This window comes from Sinorhizobium meliloti (genome assembly GCF_017876815.1).
Classification (GTDB): domain Bacteria; phylum Pseudomonadota; class Alphaproteobacteria; order Rhizobiales; family Rhizobiaceae; genus Sinorhizobium; species Sinorhizobium meliloti.
Window position 1 is genome coordinate 14110 of the sequence record NZ_JAGIOS010000004.1, and the last position, 18942, is coordinate 33051.

Here is an 18942-nt window from a genome sequence, read left to right on the forward strand (position 1 = left end):
AGCGCGTAGAACATTGAGAACACTTGCATGCTCGACCATGACGCCCTTAGGCGTGCCGGTGGATCCCGATGTGTAGATGACATAGGCGAGATTGCGGGCTGTCAGGCCGAGGGCATGCGGGTCGGGATCGTCAGCGGACTGGTCGGCCCAAGCGGGCATGGCCGCATCGAGATCGACCGCGCTCAGATCGGCGATTGCCTCGGCGCCCAACGCCGCGCGACCGGCGGCGTCGCAAAGCAGCAGCCGCGGGCCGGCATCGTCGAGCAACTGCCGCAGCCGTTCGCCGGGATAGGCCGGGTCGAGCGGCACATAGGCGCCGCCGGCCTTGAGGATCGCCAGCAGTCCCACCACCATCGCCGGGCTGCGCTCGACGCAGATCGCCACTGGCTGGTCCGGCCTCACCCCGAGCCCGATCAGATGATGGGCCAGCCGGTTGGCATCGGCATTGAGCGCGCCATAGGAGATCGACTGCTCTTCGAAGACCAGTGCGACCGCGTCGGGCACCCGGCGCACCTGCGCCTCGAACAGCGCATGCACGCAAAGATCCGACGGATAGTCCGCTTCCGTCCGGTTCAACTCCTCCAGCAGGTAGCTGCGCTCCTCAGCCGGAAGAATGTCGAGCTCGCGCACCGGCCTATCGGGCGCTTGCTCCAGCGCGTCGACCAGTTGCTCGAGCGCCCGCTGCATATAGCCGCAGATCCGATCGGCGGAGATCGGTTCGACCGCATCCGCCGTGAGCCCCAGCTCCTGACCAAAATCATCCACCGACAATGTCAGCGGGTAGTTGGTCCGTTCCTCGCCCCCCAGCCATTCCATGCCGGACAGCACGTCGCTTGTTCCCTCGCCGGCCATGGCCGGCGTGTTGTGGCGATAGTTCAGCAGCGCACTGAACAGTGGCGCTGGTGCGGCAATATCGCTGCAGCGTTGCGCCAATGCCAGCGAGGCATGCTCGTGTGAGAGCAATTCGGCCAGACGGGCGTGGGCGATACGCACACTTTCCTCGACCCCGGTCTCATCCAGATCCAGCCGCAACGGCAAGGTATTCATGAACAAGCCCATGGCACGGTCGGCGCCGGCACCCGCATGCATGCGGCCGAACAGCACCGTGCCGAACACCACCTGCTCGCGCCCGCTGCTCAGCGCCACCACCTGGGCCCAGGCCAGATGGCAAAGGCTAGCCAGACTCACCCCCAGCCGCCGCGCCTGGTGGCGCAGCCGATCGTTGAGCGCCTGCGGCAGCATCCGCCGTGCCTCGCGGGATCCGCGGCCGTCGCCGTAGACCTCGCTCAGAGCGAACGGCAGGGTCGGCTCGTCGATGTCGGCCAGCATCTCCCGGAAGAACGCTTCATGCGCTTTGGCATCCATGCCAAGCCGCGCCTGCGCCACCAGGTTGCGGAACGGCTGCGGCGCTGCAAGCTCATGCGCGCGCCCCTGCAGCACGGCCCGGACCTCGGCATGCATCACTTCGGCCGTCGTATGATCGCCGATCAGATGGTGCTGCAACACCAAAAGCAGCCAGCGCCCACTGCCCGGTTCGCGCGCGATCACGAACCGCATCAGCGGCGCCCGGCCAAGGTCGAGACGGTACTGGCGCGGATCGAACCGCCGCCTGAGCTCATCGGCGCCGGAACCATCACAGCCCTCCAGCTCGACCTCGAGCACATCCAAGGCCGCCTTGCGCCAGACAACCTGCGCCGGGCTCGACAGACCCTCCCAGACAAAGGCCGTGCGCAGAATGTCGTGGCGGTCGACCACCTGTTGAACCGCAGCAAGGTAGCGATCGAGCACACCCCGCTCGGCAAAGGCCATCTGCGACATCAGGAGATAGGGGTCACCCTGGGTTGCCAGCAAATGATGGAACAGAATGCCGTCCTGCAGCGGCGACAGGCCATAGATATCCTGGATATTGCCGACGCCGCCGGGCACCGTCGACACGATCCGGTCGATCTCCGGTTGGGTAAGATCGATCAGCGGCAGCATCTGCGGCGTGATCGCCGTACTCTGTTCCGTGATCGGGTTGGCAGGCACCGCCACCTCCCGGTGGCTGCCAAGACTGGCGGCCAGATCGGCAAGCATCGGCTTTGCAAATACGGTGCGAACCTCGACCCCGAGCGACAGCCGCCGCAGACGCTCCATCATTTGAACGGCCAACAATGAGTGGCCGCCGAGTTCGAAGAAGTTGTCGTGGCGCCCGACCTGCTCGACGCCGAGAAGCTCGGCCCAGATCCCGGCCAGCAGCGTCTCGATCTCGCCCTGCGGCGCCTCGTAGGCCCGACGCGCATAGGCATCGTCGTCGGGGACCGGCAGCGCCTTGCGATCGAGCTTGCCGTTCACCGTCAGCGGCAGTGCATCCAGCCGCACGAAGGCCGACGGCACCATGTAGTCCGGCAGCAGGCCACCCAGATGCGCCCGCAACGACGCAGCAAGCCCGGCGCCATCGGCTTCGGCCGACCCGTCCGTCGTCTTCGCAACCACATAGGCGACGAGCCGCTTGTCGCCCGCCGCATCCGCGTGCGCCACCACCGCGGCATCGCCGACAAGCTCATGCTCCAGCAGCCGGGCGGCGATCTCGCCCGGCTCGATGCGGAAGCCGCGGATCTTCACCTGGTCGTCATTGCGGCCCAGAAACTCGAGATTGCCGTCCGGCAGGTAGCGCGCCAGGTCGCCGCTCCGGTACATCCGGGCGCCGGCCTTGCCGCTGAACGGATCCGCCAGGAACCGCTCCGCCGTCAGATCCGGACGGTTCAGGTAGCCGCGCGCCACCCCCGCCCCGCCGATATAAAGCTCACCAACCGCCCCAAACGGAACCGGCTGACCATGGCCGTCAAGCACATAAAGCCGCGTGTTCGCAATCGGACGGCCGATCGGCACATACCGGTGAGGCGCCTCAATTCTCGTGTCGGTAAGAAAGGTGGTCGCCCAAATCGTAGTCTCCGTCGGACCATAAAGATTTCTGAGAGATTTTACCCTTCTGCCGAGGTTCGAGGCCAGTTCTGAAGGCAACGCTTCGCCGCCACACAACGCACTTAAATCGGGCGCACCCTCCCAGCCGGCGTCGAAGAGCATACGCCACGCCGCGGGGGTCGCCTGCATCACAGTTATCTTCTGATGGGATAGATACCGCTGTAATCCAATAACACTGGTTCCGTGAGCAACAACGACGTTAGCTCCCACGGCCAGTGGCAGATAGAGTTCCAGCCCCGCAATGTCGAAAGAGATCGTCGTGATCGCGAGGAGTGAATCGCGCTCTGTGAGGCCCGATACATCTAAAAGAGCGCGTAGAACATTGAGAACACTTGCATGCTCGACCATGACGCCCTTAGGCGTGCCGGTGGATCCCGATGTGTAGATGACATAGGCGAGATTGCGGGCTGTCAGGCCGAGGGCATGCGGGTCGGGATCGTCAGCGGACTGGTCGGCCCAAGCGGGCATGGCCGCATCGAGATCGACCGCGCTCAGATCGGCGATTGCCTCGGCGCCCAACGCCGCGCGGCCGGCGGCGTCGCAAAGCAGCAGCCGCGGGCCGGCATCGTCGAGCAACTGCCGCAGCCGTTCGCCGGGATAGGCCGGGTCGAGCGGCACATAGGCGCCGCCGGCCTTGAGGATCGCCAGCAGTCCCACCACCATCGCCGGGCTGCGCTCGACGCAGATCGCCACTGGCTGGTCCGGCCTCACCCCGAGCCCGATCAGATGATGGGCCAGCCGGTTGGCATCGGCATTGAGCGCGCCATAGGAGATCGACTGCTCTTCGAAGACCAGTGCGACCGCGTCGGGCACCCGGCGCACCTGCGCCTCGAACAGCGCATGCACGCAAAGATCCGACGGATAGTCCGCTTCCGTCCGGTTCAACTCCTCCAGCAGGTAGCTGCGCTCCTCAGCCGGAAGAATGTCGAGCTCGCGCACCGGCCTATCGGGCGCTTGCTCCAGCGCGTCGACCAGTTGCTCGAGCGCCCGCTGCATATAGCCGCAGATCCGATCGGCGGAGATCGGTTCGACCGCATCCGCCGTGAGCCCCAGCTCCTGACCAAAATCATCCACCGACAATGTCAGCGGGTAGTTGGTCCGTTCCTCGTCCCCCAGCCATTCCATGCCGGACAGCACGTCGCTTGTTCCCTCGCCGGCCATGGCCGGCGTGTTGTGGCGATAGTTCAGCAGCGCACTGAACAGTGGCGCTGGTGCGGCAATATCGCTGCAGCGTTGCGCCAATGCCAGCGAGGCATGCTCGTGTGAGAGCAATTCGGCCAGACGGGCGTGGGCGATACGCACACTTTCCTCGACCCCGGTCTCATCCAGATCCAGCCGCAACGGCAAGGTATTCATGAACAAGCCCATGGCACGGTCGGCGCCGGCACCCGCATGCATGCGGCCGAACAGCACCGTGCCGAACACCACCTGCTCGCGCCCGCTGCTCAGCGCCACCACCTGGGCCCAGGCCAGATGGCAAAGGCTAGCCAGACTCACCCCCAGCCGCCGCGCCTGGTGGCGCAGCCGATCGTTGAGCGCCTGCGGCAGCATCCGCCGTGCCTCGCGGGATCCGCGGCCGTCGCCGTAGACCTCGCTCAGAGCGAACGGCAGGGTCGGCTCGTCGATGTCGGCCAGCATCTCCCGGAAGAACGCTTCATGCGCTTTGGCATCCATGCCAAGCCGCGCCTGCGCCACCAGGTTGCGGAACGGCTGCGGCGCTGCAAGCTCATGCGCGCGCCCCTGCAGCACGGCCCGGACCTCGGCATGCATCACTTCGGCCGTCGTATGATCGCCGATCAGATGGTGCTGCAACACCAAAAGCAGCCAGCGCCCACTGCCCGGTTCGCGCGCGATCACGAACCGCATCAGCGGCGCCCGGCCAAGGTCGAGACGGTACTGGCGCGGATCGAACCGCCGCCTGAGCTCATCGGCGCCGGAACCATCACAGCCCTCCAGCTCGACCTCGAGCACATCCAAGGCCGCCTTGCGCCAGACAACCTGCGCCGGGCTCGACAGACCCTCCCAGACAAAGGCCGTGCGCAGAATGTCGTGGCGGTCGACCACCTGTTGAACCGCAGCAAGGTAGCGATCGAGCACACCCCGCTCGGCAAAGGCCATCTGCGACATCAGGAGATAGGGGTCACCCTGGGTTGCCAGCAAATGATGGAACAGAATGCCGTCCTGCAGCGGCGACAGGCCATAGATATCCTGGATATTGCCGACGCCGCCGGGCACCGTCGACACGATCCGGTCGATCTCCGGTTGGGTAAGATCGATCAGCGGCAGCATCTGCGGCGTGATCGCCGTACTCTGTTCCGTGATCGGGTTGGCAGGCACCGCCACCTCCCGGTGGCTGCCAAGACTGGCGGCCAGATCGGCAAGCATCGGCTTTGCAAATACGGTGCGAACCTCGACCCCGAGCGACAGCCGCCGCAGACGCTCCATCATTTGAACGGCCAACAATGAGTGGCCGCCGAGCTCGAAGAAGTTGTCGTGGCGCCCGACCTGCTCGACGCCGAGAAGCTCGGCCCAGATCCCGGCCAGCAGCGTCTCGATCTCGCCCTGCGGCGCCTCGTAGGCCCGACGCGCATAGGCATCGTCGTCGGGGACCGGCAGCGCCTTGCGGTCGAGCTTGCCGTTCACCGTCAGCGGCAGTGCATCCAGCCGCACGAAGGCCGACGGCACCATGTAGTCCGGTAGCAGGCCACCCAGATGCGCCCGCAACGACGCAGCAAGCCCGGCGCCATCGGCTTCGGCCGACCCGTCCGTCGTCTTCGCAACCACATAGGCGACGAGCCGCTTGTCGCCCGCCGCATCCGCGTGCGCCACCACCGCGGCATCGCCGACAAGCTCATGCTCCAGCAGCCGGGCGGCGATCTCGCCCGGCTCGATGCGGAAGCCGCGGATCTTCACCTGGTCGTCATTGCGGCCCAGAAACTCGAGATTGCCGTCCGGCAGGTAGCGCGCCAGGTCGCCGCTCCGGTACATCCGGGCGCCGGCCTTGCCGCTGAACGGATCCGCCAGGAACCGCTCCGCCGTCAGATCCGGACGGTTCAGGTAGCCGCGCGCCACCCCCGCCCCGCCGATATAAAGCTCACCAACCGCCCCAAACGGAACCGGCTGACCATGGCCGTCCAGCAGATAGATCCGCGTGTTCGAGATCGGACGCCCGATCGTTTCGACAACAGCCTGTCCCCTCGGCATGCAAATCCAAGTCGAGTACGTCGTTGTCTCCGAAGGGGCGTACAGATTGCAAATCTTCTGGACGCGCGTGCTCTCGAATATCCTCTCGATTAGGTCTGCCTTCACCCGCTCGCCCGCCAAATTGATGACGCTTGCCGATGCCGGCACGGCTTTCTGGTTGACCAGAGCGGTGATCGCCGAGGGGACCGTGTTGATCAAGGAGGCATCCACGGGCGTTCGGGCCAGCTTCAGTGCATCCTCGACGAGGTACAGCTTGCTTCCCTGCGAAAGCGGAAGGAAACACTCGTAAACGGACAGATCAAAACAGACCGAGGTCGAGAACAGCGTGCGCCTGATCTCTGATTCGGCAAACACGCCGCCACTCCAATGCAGCAGGTTCACTGTGTTCCGATGCTCGACCATGACGCCCTTAGGCGTGCCGGTGGATCCCGATGTGTAGATGACATAGGCGAGATTGCGGGCTGTCAGGCCGAGGGCATGCGGGTCGGGATCGTCAGCGGACTGGTCGGCCCAGGCGGGCATGGCCGTATCGAGATCGACCGCGCTCAGATCGGCGATTGCCTCGGCGCCCAACGCCGCGCGACCGGCGGCGTCGCAAAGCAGCAGCCGCGGGCCGGCATCGTCGAGCAACTGCCGCAGCCGTTCGCCGGGATAGGCCGGGTCGAGCGGCACATAGGCGCCGCCGGCCTTGAGGATCGCCAGCAGTCCCACCACCATCGCCGGGCTGCGCTCGACGCAGATCGCCACTGGCTGGTCCGGCCTCACCCCGAGCCCGATCAGATGATGGGCCAGCCGGTTGGCATCGGCATTGAGCGCGCCATAGGAGATCGACTGCTCTTCGAAGACCAGTGCGACCGCGTCGGGCACCCGGCGCACCTGCGCCTCGAACAGCGCATGCACGCAAAGATCCGACGGATAGTCCGCTTCCGTCCGGTTCAACTCCTCCAGCAGGTAGCTGCGCTCCTCAGCCGGAAGAATGTCGAGCTCGCGCACCGGCCTATCGGGCGCTCGCTCCAGCGCGTCGACCAGTTGCTCGAGCGCCCGCTGCATATAGCCGCAGATCCGATCGGCGGAGATCGGTTCGACCGCATCCGCCGTGAGCCCCAGCTCCTGACCAAAATCATCCACCGACAATGTCAGCGGGTAGTTGGTCCGTTCCTCGCCCCCCAGCCATTCCATGCCGGACAGCACGTCGCTTGTTCCCTCGCCGGCCATGGCCGGCGTGTTGTGGCGATAGTTCAGCAGCGCACTGAACAGTGGCGCTGGTGCGGCAATATCGCTGCAGCGTTGCGCCAATGCCAGCGAGGCATGCTCGTGTGAGAGCAATTCGGCCAGACGGGCGTGGGCGATACGCACACTTTCCTCGACCCCGGTCTCATCCAGATCCAGCCGCAACGGCAAGGTATTCATGAACAAGCCCATGGCACGGTCGGCGCCGGCACCCGCATGCATGCGGCCGAACAGCACCGTGCCGAACACCACCTGCTCGCGCCCGCTGCTCAGCGCCACCACCTGGGCCCAGGCCAGATGGCAAAGGCTAGCCAGACTCACCCCCAGCCGCCGCGCCTGGTGGCGCAGCCGATCGTTGAGCGCCTGCGGCAGCATCCGCCGTGCCTCGCGGGATCCGCGGCCGTCGCCGTAGACCTCGCTCAGAGCGAACGGCAGGGTCGGCTCGTCGATGTCGGCCAGCATCTCCCGGAAGAACGCTTCATGCGCTTTGGCATCCATGCCAAGCCGCGCCTGCGCCACCAGGTTGCGGAACGGCTGCGGCGCTGCAAGCTCATGCGCGCGCCCCTGCAGCACGGCCCGGACCTCGGCATGCATCACTTCGGCCGTCGTATGATCGCCGATCAGATGGTGCTGCAACACCAAAAGCAGCCAGCGCCCACTGCCCGGTTCGCGCGCGATCACGAACCGCATCAGCGGCGCCCGGCCAAGGTCGAGACGGTACTGGCGCGGATCGAACCGCCGCCTGAGCTCATCGGCGCCGGAACCATCACAGCCCTCCAGCTCGACCTCGAGCACATCCAAGGCCGCCTTGCGCCAGACAACCTGCGCCGGGCTCGACAGACCCTCCCAGACAAAGGCCGTGCGCAGAATGTCGTGGCGGTCGACCACCTGTTGAACCGCAGCAAGGTAGCGATCGAGCACACCCCGCTCGGCAAAGGCCATCTGCGACATCAGGAGATAGGGGTCACCCTGGGTTGCCAGCAAATGATGGAACAGAATGCCGTCCTGCAGCGGCGACAGGCCATAGATATCCTGGATATTGCCGACGCCGCCGGGCACCGTCGACACGATCCGGTCGATCTCCGGTTGGGTAAGATCGATCAGCGGCAGCATCTGCGGCGTGATCGCCGTACTCTGTTCCGTGATCGGGTTGGCAGGCACCGCCACCTCCCGGTGGCTGCCAAGACTGGCGGCCAGATCGGCAAGCATCGGCTTTGCAAATACGGTGCGAACCTCGACCCCGAGCGACAGCCGCCGCAGACGCTCCATCATTTGAACGGCCAACAATGAGTGGCCGCCGAGTTCGAAGAAGTTGTCGTGGCGCCCGACCTGCTCGACGCCGAGAAGCTCGGCCCAGATCCCGGCCAGCAGCGTCTCGATCTCGCCCTGCGGCGCCTCGTAGGCCCGACGCGCATAGGCATCGTCGTCGGGGACCGGCAGCGCCTTGCGGTCGAGCTTGCCGTTCACCGTCAGCGGCAGTGCATCCAGCCGCACGAAGGCCGACGGCACCATGTAGTCCGGTAGCAGGCCACCCAGATGCGCCCGCAACGACGCAGCAAGCCCGGCGCCATCGGCTTCGGCCGACCCGTCCGTCGTCTTCGCAACCACATAGGCGACGAGCCGCTTGTCGCCCGCCGCATCCGCGTGCGCCACCACCGCGGCATCGCCGACAAGCTCATGCTCCAGCAGCCGGGCGGCGATCTCGCCCGGCTCGATGCGGAAGCCGCGGATCTTCACCTGGTCGTCATTGCGGCCCAGAAACTCGAGATTGCCGTCCGGCAGGTAGCGCGCCAGGTCGCCGCTCCGGTACATCCGGGCGCCGGCCTTGCCGCTGAACCGATCCGCCAGGAACCGCTCCGCCGTCAGATCCGGACGGTTCAGGTAGCCGCGCGCCACCCCCGCCCCGCCGATATAAAGCTCACCAACCGCCCCAAACGGGACGGGTGCGCCATGACCGTCAAGCACATAAAGCCGCGTGTTCGCAATCGGACGGCCGATCGGCACATTCGTCGATGCGGAAAGATCTGCAGGGATGTCATGGAAAGCACAACCGACAACCGCTTCCGTCGGGCCATACTCGTTGACCATTCTAGCCGCCGGCTGGATCTGACGCCATAGCTCGACCGTCGAAGACGACAATGCCTCACCGCCAATGACGAGCACCTCCACCTGACTGGCATCTCCAGCCGACTGCAGTTGCTGTCCAAGAACATCCAGATGGCTCGGGGTGACATTGACCAGCCCGCACGGTGTGCCGACCCTTGACCTGATCCCCTCGACCTCGTCCCCCTCTTTCGTAAGCAATGCATGGCCGCCAGAGACCAAAGGCGCAAACAGGCTGTTGACCGTGGCATCGAAGGCGAGCGAAGAGGAGACGACGGATGAGGATATGGGAGCGTAGCTCTCACGAGCCCAGCTTAGATAATTGGTCATCCCGCGATGCTCGACCATGACGCCCTTAGGCGTGCCGGTGGATCCCGATGTGTAGATGACATAGGCGAGATTGCGGGCTGTCAGGCCGAGGGCATGCGGGTCGGGATCGTCAGCGGACTGGTCGGCCCAGGCGGGCATGGCTGCATCGAGATCGACCGCGCTCAGATCGGCGATTGCCTCGGCGCCCAACGCCGCGCGACCGGCGGCGTCGCAAAGCAGCAGCCGCGGGCCGGCATCGTCGAGCAACTGCCGCAGCCGTTCGCCGGGATAGGCCGGGTCGAGCGGCACATAGGCGCCGCCGGCCTTGAGGATCGCCAGCAGTCCCACCACCATCGCCGGGCTGCGCTCGACGCAGATCGCCACTGGCTGGTCCGGCCTCACCCCGAGCCCGATCAGATGATGGGCCAGCCGGTTGGCATCGGCATTGAGCGCGCCATAGGAGATCGACTGCTCTTCGAAGACCAGTGCGACCGCGTCGGGCACCCGGCGCACCTGCGCCTCGAACAGCGCATGCACGCAAAGATCCGACGGATAGTCCGCTTCCGTCCGGTTCAACTCCTCCAGCAGGTAGCTGCGCTCCTCAGCCGGAAGAATGTCGAGCTCGCGCACCGGCCTATCGGGCGCTTGCTCCAGCGCGTCGACCAGTTGCTCGAGCGCCCGCTGCATATAGCCGCAGATCCGATCGGCGGAGATCGGTTCGACCGCATCCGCCGTGAGCCCCAGCTCCTGACCAAAATCATCCACCGACAATGTCAGCGGGTAGTTGGTCCGTTCCTCGTCCCCCAGCCATTCCATGCCGGACAGCACGTCGCTTGTTCCCTCGCCGGCCATGGCCGGCGTGTTGTGGCGATAGTTCAGCAGCGCACTGAACAGTGGCGCTGGTGCGGCAATATCGCTGCAGCGTTGCGCCAATGCCAGCGAGGCATGCTCGTGTGAGAGCAATTCGGCCAGACGGGCGTGGGCGATACGCACACTTTCCTCGACCCCGGTCTCATCCAGATCCAGCCGCAACGGCAAGGTATTCATGAACAAGCCCATGGCACGGTCGGCGCCGGCACCCGCATGCATGCGGCCGAACAGCACCGTGCCGAACACCACCTGCTCGCGCCCGCTGCTCAGCGCCACCACCTGGGCCCAGGCCAGATGGCAAAGGCTAGCCAGACTCACCCCCAGCCGCCGCGCCTGGTGGCGCAGCCGATCGTTGAGCGCCTGCGGCAGCATCCGCCGTGCCTCGCGGGATCCGCGGCCGTCGCCGTAGACCTCGCTCAGAGCGAACGGCAGGGTCGGCTCGTCGATGTCGGCCAGCATCTCCCGGAAGAACGCTTCATGCGCTTTGGCATCCATGCCAAGCCGCGCCTGCGCCACCAGGTTGCGGAACGGCTGCGGCGCTGCAAGCTCATGCGCGCGCCCCTGCAGCACGGCCCGGACCTCGGCATGCATCACTTCGGCCGTCGTATGATCGCCGATCAGATGGTGCTGCAACACCAAAAGCAGCCAGCGCCCACTGCCCGGTTCGCGCGCGATCACGAACCGCATCAGCGGCGCCCGGCCAAGGTCGAGACGGTACTGGCGCGGATCGAACCGCCGCCTGAGCTCATCGGCGCCGGAACCATCACAGCCCTCCAGCTCGACCTCGAGCACATCCAAGGCCGCCTTGCGCCAGACAACCTGCGCCGGGCTCGACAGACCCTCCCAGACAAAGGCCGTGCGCAGAATGTCGTGGCGGTCGACCACCTGTTGAACCGCAGCAAGGTAGCGATCGAGCACACCCCGCTCGGCAAAGGCCATCTGCGACATCAGGAGATAGGGGTCACCCTGGGTTGCCAGCAAATGATGGAACAGAATGCCGTCCTGCAGCGGCGACAGGCCATAGATATCCTGGATATTGCCGACGCCGCCGGGCACCGTCGACACGATCCGGTCGATCTCCGGTTGGGTAAGATCGATCAGCGGCAGCATCTGCGGCGTGATCGCCGTACTCTGTTCCGTGATCGGGTTGGCAGGCACCGCCACCTCCCGGTGGCTGCCAAGACTGGCGGCCAGATCGGCAAGCATCGGCTTTGCAAATACGGTGCGAACCTCGACCCCGAGCGACAGCCGCCGCAGACGCTCCATCATTTGAACGGCCAACAATGAGTGGCCGCCGAGTTCGAAGAAGTTGTCGTGGCGCCCGACCTGCTCGACGCCGAGAAGCTCGGCCCAGATCCCGGCCAGCAGCGTCTCGATCTCGCCCTGCGGCGCCTCGTAGGCCCGACGCGCATAGGCATCGTCGTCGGGGACCGGCAGCGCCTTGCGGTCGAGCTTGCCGTTCACCGTCAGCGGCAGTGCATCCAGCCGCACGAAGGCCGACGGCACCATGTAGTCCGGTAGCAGGCCACCCAGATGCGCCCGCAACGACGCAGCAAGCCCGGCGCCATCGGCTTCGGCCGACCCGTCCGTCGTCTTCGCAACCACATAGGCGACGAGCCGCTTGTCGCCCGCCGCATCCGCGTGCGCCACCACCGCGGCATCGCCGACAAGCTCATGCTCCAGCAGCCGGGCGGCGATCTCGCCCGGCTCGATGCGGAAGCCGCGGATCTTCACCTGGTCGTCATTGCGGCCCAGAAACTCGAGATTGCCGTCCGGCAGGTAGCGCGCCAGGTCGCCGCTCCGGTACATCCGGGCGCCGGCCTTGCCGCTGAACCGATCCGCCAGGAACCGCTCCGCCGTCAGATCCGGACGGTTCAGGTAGCCGCGCGCCACCCCCGCCCCGCCGATATAAAGCTCACCAACCGCCCCAAACGGAACCGGCTGACCATGGCCGTCAAGCACATAAAGCCGCGTGTTCGCAATCGGACGGCCGATCGGCACATTCGTCGATGCGGAAAGATCTGCAGGGATGTCATGGAAAGCACAACCGACAACCGCTTCCGTCGGGCCATACTCGTTGACCATTCTAGCCGCCGGCTGGATCTGACGCCATAGCTCGACCGTCGAAGACGACAATGCCTCACCGCCAATGACGAGCACCTCCACCTGACTGGCATCTCCAGCCGACTGCAGTTGCTGTCCAAGAACATCCAGATGGCTCGGGGTGACATTGACCAGCCCGCACGGTGTGCCGACCCTTGACCTGATCCCCTCGACCTCGTCCCCCTCTTTCGTAAGCAATGCATGGCCGCCAGAGACCAAAGGCGCAAACAGGCTGTTGACCGTGGCATCGAAGGCGAGCGAAGAGGAGACGACGGATGAGGATATGGGAGCGTAGCTCTCACGAGCCCAGCTTAGATAATTGGTCATCCCGCGATGCTCGACCATGACGCCCTTAGGCGTGCCGGTGGATCCCGATGTGTAGATGACATAGGCGAGATTGCGGGCTGTCAGGCCGAGGGCATGCGGGTCGGGATCGTCAGCGGACTGGTCGGCCCAGGCGGGCATGGCTGCATCGAGATCGACCGCGCTCAGATCGTCGATTGCCTCGGCGCCCAACGCCGCGCGGCCGGCGGCGTCGCAAAGCAGCAGCCGCGGGCCGGCATCGTCGAGCAACTGCCGCAGCCGTTCGCCGGGATAGGCCGGGTCGAGCGGCACATAGGCGCCGCCGGCCTTGAGGATCGCCAGCAGTCCCACCACCATCGCCGGGCTGCGCTCGACGCAGATCGCCACTGGCTGGTCCGGCCTCACCCCGAGCCCGATCAGATGATGGGCCAGCCGGTTGGCATCGGCATTGAGCGCGCCATAGGAGATCGACTGCTCTTCGAAGACCAGTGCGACCGCGTCGGGCACCCGGCGCACCTGCGCCTCGAACAGCGCATGCACGCAAAGATCCGACGGATAGTCCGCTTCCGTCCGGTTCAACTCCTCCAGCAGGTAGCTGCGCTCCTCAGCCGGAAGAATGTCGAGCTCGCGCACCGGCCTATCGGGCGCTTGCTCCAGCGCGTCGACCAGTTGCTCGAGCGCCCGCTGCATATAGCCGCAGATCCGATCGGCGGAGATCGGTTCGACCGCATCCGCCGTGAGCCCCAGCTCCTGACCAAAATCATCCACCGACAATGTCAGCGGGTAGTTGGTCCGTTCCTCGTCCCCCAGCCATTCCATGCCGGACAGCACGTCGCTTGTTCCCTCGCCGGCCATGGCCGGCGTGTTGTGGCGATAGTTCAGCAGCGCACTGAACAGTGGCGCTGGTGCGGCAATATCGCTGCAGCGTTGCGCCAATGCCAGCGAGGCATGCTCGTGTGAGAGCAATTCGGCCAGACGGGCGTGGGCGATACGCACACTTTCCTCGACCCCGGTCTCATCCAGATCCAGCCGCAACGGCAAGGTATTCACGAACAAGCCCATGGCACGGTCGGCGCCGGCACCCGCATGCATGCGGCCGAACAGCACCGTGCCGAACACCACCTGCTCGCGCCCGCTGCTCAGCGCCACCACCTGGGCCCAGGCCAGATGGCAAAGGCTAGCCAGACTCACCCCCAGCCGCCGCGCCTGGTGGCGCAGCCGATCGTTGAGCGCCTGCGGCAGCATCCGCCGTGCCTCGCGGGATCCGCGGCCGTCGCCGTAGACCTCGCTCAGAGCGAACGGCAGGGTCGGCTCGTCGATGTCGGCCAGCATCTCCCGGAAGAACGCTTCATGCGCTTTGGCATCCATGCCAAGCCGCGCCTGCGCCACCAGGTTGCGGAACGGCTGCGGCGCTGCAAGCTCATGCGCGCGCCCCTGCAGCACGGCCCGGACCTCGGCATGCATCACTTCGGCCGTCGTATGATCGCCGATCAGATGGTGCTGCAACACCAAAAGCAGCCAGCGCCCACTGCCCGGTTCGCGCGCGATCACGAACCGCATCAGCGGCGCCCGGCCAAGGTCGAGACGGTACTGGCGCGGATCGAACCGCCGCCTGAGCTCATCGGCGCCGGAACCATCACAGCCCTCCAGCTCGACCTCGAGCACATCCAAGGCCGCCTTGCGCCAGACAACCTGCGCCGGGCTCGACAGACCCTCCCAGACAAAGGCCGTGCGCAGAATGTCGTGGCGGTCGACCACCTGTTGAACCGCAGCAAGGTAGCGATCGAGCACACCCCGCTCGGCAAAGGCCATCTGCGACATCAGGAGATAGGGGTCACCCTGGGTTGCCAGCAAATGATGGAACAGAATGCCGTCCTGCAGCGGCGACAGGCCATAGATATCCTGGATATTGCCGACGCCGCCGGGCACCGTCGACACGATCCGGTCGATCTCCGGTTGGGTAAGATCGATCAGCGGCAGCATCTGCGGCGTGATCGCCGTACTCTGTTCCGTGATCGGGTTGGCAGGCACCGCCACCTCCCGGTGGCTGCCAAGACTGGCGGCCAGATCGGCAAGCATCGGCTTTGCAAATACGGTGCGAACCTCGACCCCGAGCGACAGCCGCCGCAGACGCTCCATCATTTGAACGGCCAACAATGAGTGGCCGCCGAGCTCGAAGAAGTTGTCGTGGCGCCCGACCTGCTCGACGCCGAGAAGCTCGGCCCAGATCCCGGCCAGCAGCGTCTCGATCTCGCCCTGCGGCGCCTCGTAGGCCCGACGCGCATAGGCATCGTCGTCGGGGACCGGCAGCGCCTTGCGATCGAGCTTGCCGTTCACCGTCAGCGGCAGTGCATCCAGCCGCACGAAGGCCGACGGCACCATGTAGTCCGGTAGCAGGCCACCCAGATGCGCCCGCAACGACGCAGCAAGCCCGGCGCCATCGGCTTCGGCCGACCCGTCCGTCGTCTTCGCAACCACATAGGCGACGAGCCGCTTGTCGCCCGCCGCATCCGCGTGCGCCACCACCGCGGCATCGCCGACAAGCTCATGCTCCAGCAGCCGGGCGGCGATCTCGCCCGGCTCGATGCGGAAGCCGCGGATCTTCACCTGGTCGTCATTGCGGCCCAGAAACTCGAGATTGCCGTCCGGCAGGTAGCGCGCCAGGTCGCCGCTCCGGTACATCCGGGCGCCGGCCTTGCCGCTGAACCGATCCGCCAGGAACCGCTCCGCCGTCAGATCCGGACGGTTCAGGTAGCCGCGCGCCACCCCCGCCCCGCCGATATAAAGCTCACCAACCGCCCCAAACGGAACCGGCTGACCATGGCCGTCAAGCACATAAAGCCGCGTGTTCGCAATCGGACGGCCGATCGGCACATTCGTCGATGCGGAAAGATCTGCAGGGATGTCATGGAAAGCACAACCGACAACCGCTTCCGTCGGGCCATACTCGTTGACCATTCTAGCCGCCGGCTGGATCTGACGCCATAGCTCGACCGTCGAAGACGACAATGCCTCACCGCCAATGACGAGCACCTCCACCTGACTGGCATCTCCAGCCGACTGCAGTTGCTGTCCAAGAACATCCAGATGGCTCGGGGTGACATTGACCAGCCCGCACGGTGTGCCGACCCTTGACCTGATCCCCTCGACCTCGTCCCCCTCTTTCGTAAGCAATGCATGGCCGCCAGAGACCAAAGGCGCAAACAGGCTGTTGACCGTGGCATCGAAGGCGAGCGAAGAGGAGACGACGGATGAGGATATGGGAGCGTAGCTCTCACGAGCCCAGCTTAGATAATTGGTCATCCCGCGATGCTCGACCATGACGCCCTTAGGCGTGCCGGTGGATCCCGATGTGTAGATGACATAGGCGAGATTGCGGGCTGTCAGGCCGAGGGCATGCGGGTCGGGATCGTCAGCGGACTGGTCGGCCCAGGCGGGCATGGCTGCATCGAGATCGACCGCGCTCAGATCGGCGATTGCCTCGGCGCCCAACGCCGCGCGACCGGCGGCGTCGCAAAGCAGCAGCCGCGGGCCGGCATCGTCGAGCAACTGCCGCAGCCGTTCGCCGGGATAGGCCGGGTCGAGCGGCACATAGGCGCCGCCGGCCTTGAGGATCGCCAGCAGTCCCACCACCATCGCCGGGCTGCGCTCGACGCAGATCGCCACTGGCTGGTCCGGCCTCACCCCGAGCCCGATCAGATGATGGGCCAGCCGGTTGGCATCGGCATTGAGCGCGCCATAGGAGATCGACTGCTCTTCGAAGACCAGTGCGACCGCGTCGGGCACCCGGCGCACCTGCGCCTCGAACAGCGCATGCACGCAAAGATCCGACGGATAGTCCGCTTCCGTCCGGTTCAACTCCTCCAGCAGGTAGCTGCGCTCGTCGGGAGGCAGGATGTCCAGCTCGGACACCGGCTGCTCGGCATCGGCAAGCATCGCCCGCAGCAGCGCCAGCAGATAACCACATTGCCGCTCGATCGTCGCCCGGTCGAACAACGCCGTCGCATAACCGAGAGTCCCGGCGATGGCCTCGCCCTGCTCTCCCAGGTTCAGTTCCAGATCGAACTTGACCTGATCGAGCCCCTCGCCCGCAGCCTCCACCTGCAGCCCCGGCAGGTCCAATGACCCGCCGGTGTTGTTCTGCCAGGCCAGTCCCACCTGGAACAACGGCGTGTGACCGAGAGCCCGGGGCGGCTGGACGATCTCCACCACCTGCTCGAACGGCAGGTCCTGATGATCCTGCGCAGTCAAGGCCGCGCGCCGCGCCCGTTCCAGGAGATCGGACACGCTCGGCTCGCCCGACAGATCGATTCGAACCGCCAGGGTGTTGACGAAGAAACCGATTAGATCCTCGATCTCGCGGCGACGACGATTGGCCGTCGGCACACCGATCACGATATCGTCCTGCCCGGACAGGCGCGACAGCACCGCAGCCCAGGCCGCCAGCACTGTCATGAACAACGTCGTGCCATGCTGCCGGCTCAGCCGCTTGAGCCCGCGCGTCAGAGCCTCATCGATGATAACCGGCACGCTGGCTCCGGCAAACGACTGCTGTGCCGGCCGCGGCCGGTCCGTCGGCAGCGCCAGACGGGCCGGGGCGCCAGACAGGGTGTCGCGCCAATACTGCGCCTGACGCTGCAGCCGCTCGCCGGACAACCATTGCCGTTGCCAGGCGGCATAATCCGGATACTGGATCGCCAGCGGCGGCAAAGGATCGTCCTCTCCAGCCTCAAACGCGCGGTAAAGGCTGCTGAGCTCGCGCACCAGCACCCCCATCGACCAGCCGTCCGAGACTATGTGATGCTGCGTCAGCAGAAAGACGTGCTCCTCATCCGCCAGCCGGATCAGCCGGCCGCGGATCAGCGGCTCGCGCGCCAGATCGAACGGCGTGCGCGCCTCTTCTTGGCACAGATCCAAAAGCGCGGCTTGCGCATCCGGCCTGTCCCGCAGATCGTGCTCGACCACCGGCAATCCCCTGTCCCCGGACAAAATCTGGACCTGCGGGTCATCCTCTCCGGCGACGAACGTGCAGCGCAGCGCCTCGTGACGGGCAAACAGGCGGTCAAGGCTGCGCCGCCAGGCGACACGGTCGAGTCTGCCCTGCAGTCGCCACCCCAGGGGAATGTTATAGTTCGTGCTGTCTTCGTCCAACTGTGCCAAGAACCAGAGACGCTGCTGCGAATAGGACAGCGGAAGCGCACCATCACGTCCGACTGGCATGATGACCGGTGCTGTCTGCGGGCTGCCCTGGAGATCGGCACCCGCTATTATCATCGCTAAAAGCGCGCGAAACCCTTCTATCGCGGCATCATAGCATTTGAGGTTGAGAGTCATTGCCGTGTCGGTTGATGCAACGGACAGCGGGCACTGCACAACTACGTTGCCCGTGTCAATACCAGAATTGATGTGATGCCACGAAATGGCGTATTGGCTCTCTTGCGCCAGAATAGCCCAGCTTGTCGCGTGGGTCCCTGCGTGACGCGGCAGTGGGCTGTCGTTATAATTAAACGCACCGACACGTGCTCGCTCCAATAAATGAGCTGGCAAGATAACGGGATTGACAACGGAAAATATCAAATCGACATTCACGTCGTATAGAAATTCATAGGTCTGCTCGACGTTATCGAAGCACGGGATGCCTAAATTAGTAGCCCAGGCACGAAATACATCATCTGTAGGAAGAACGGCGGGTATGGAGCAGCCCATTTCCTTTGCCGTCTGCGCACATCTAATACTAAGCGAACCGCCACCGACAAAGATAGCTGACAGGGTTCGTGTAGTGCTGGGGTATCGCAGATCTTGGCCGCAAAGCCCATAGCCATACGGGCTTTTCGGAAGCGACAAATCGATCATCTT

The 18942-nt window shown here is 65.3% G+C and carries 1 protein-coding gene (only partly in view); it reads right to left on the reverse strand.

Annotated features, from left to right (window positions below):
• Window positions 1-18939 carry the 5' portion of a non-ribosomal peptide synthase/polyketide synthase gene (locus JOH52_RS35750; protein ID WP_234942953.1) on the reverse strand. It extends 12177 nt beyond the left edge of the window, so only the first 18939 of its 31116 coding nucleotides appear in the window; its start codon is at window positions 18937-18939; its stop codon lies beyond the left edge, outside the window.
• Window positions 18940-18942 lie beyond the last annotated feature (3 nt).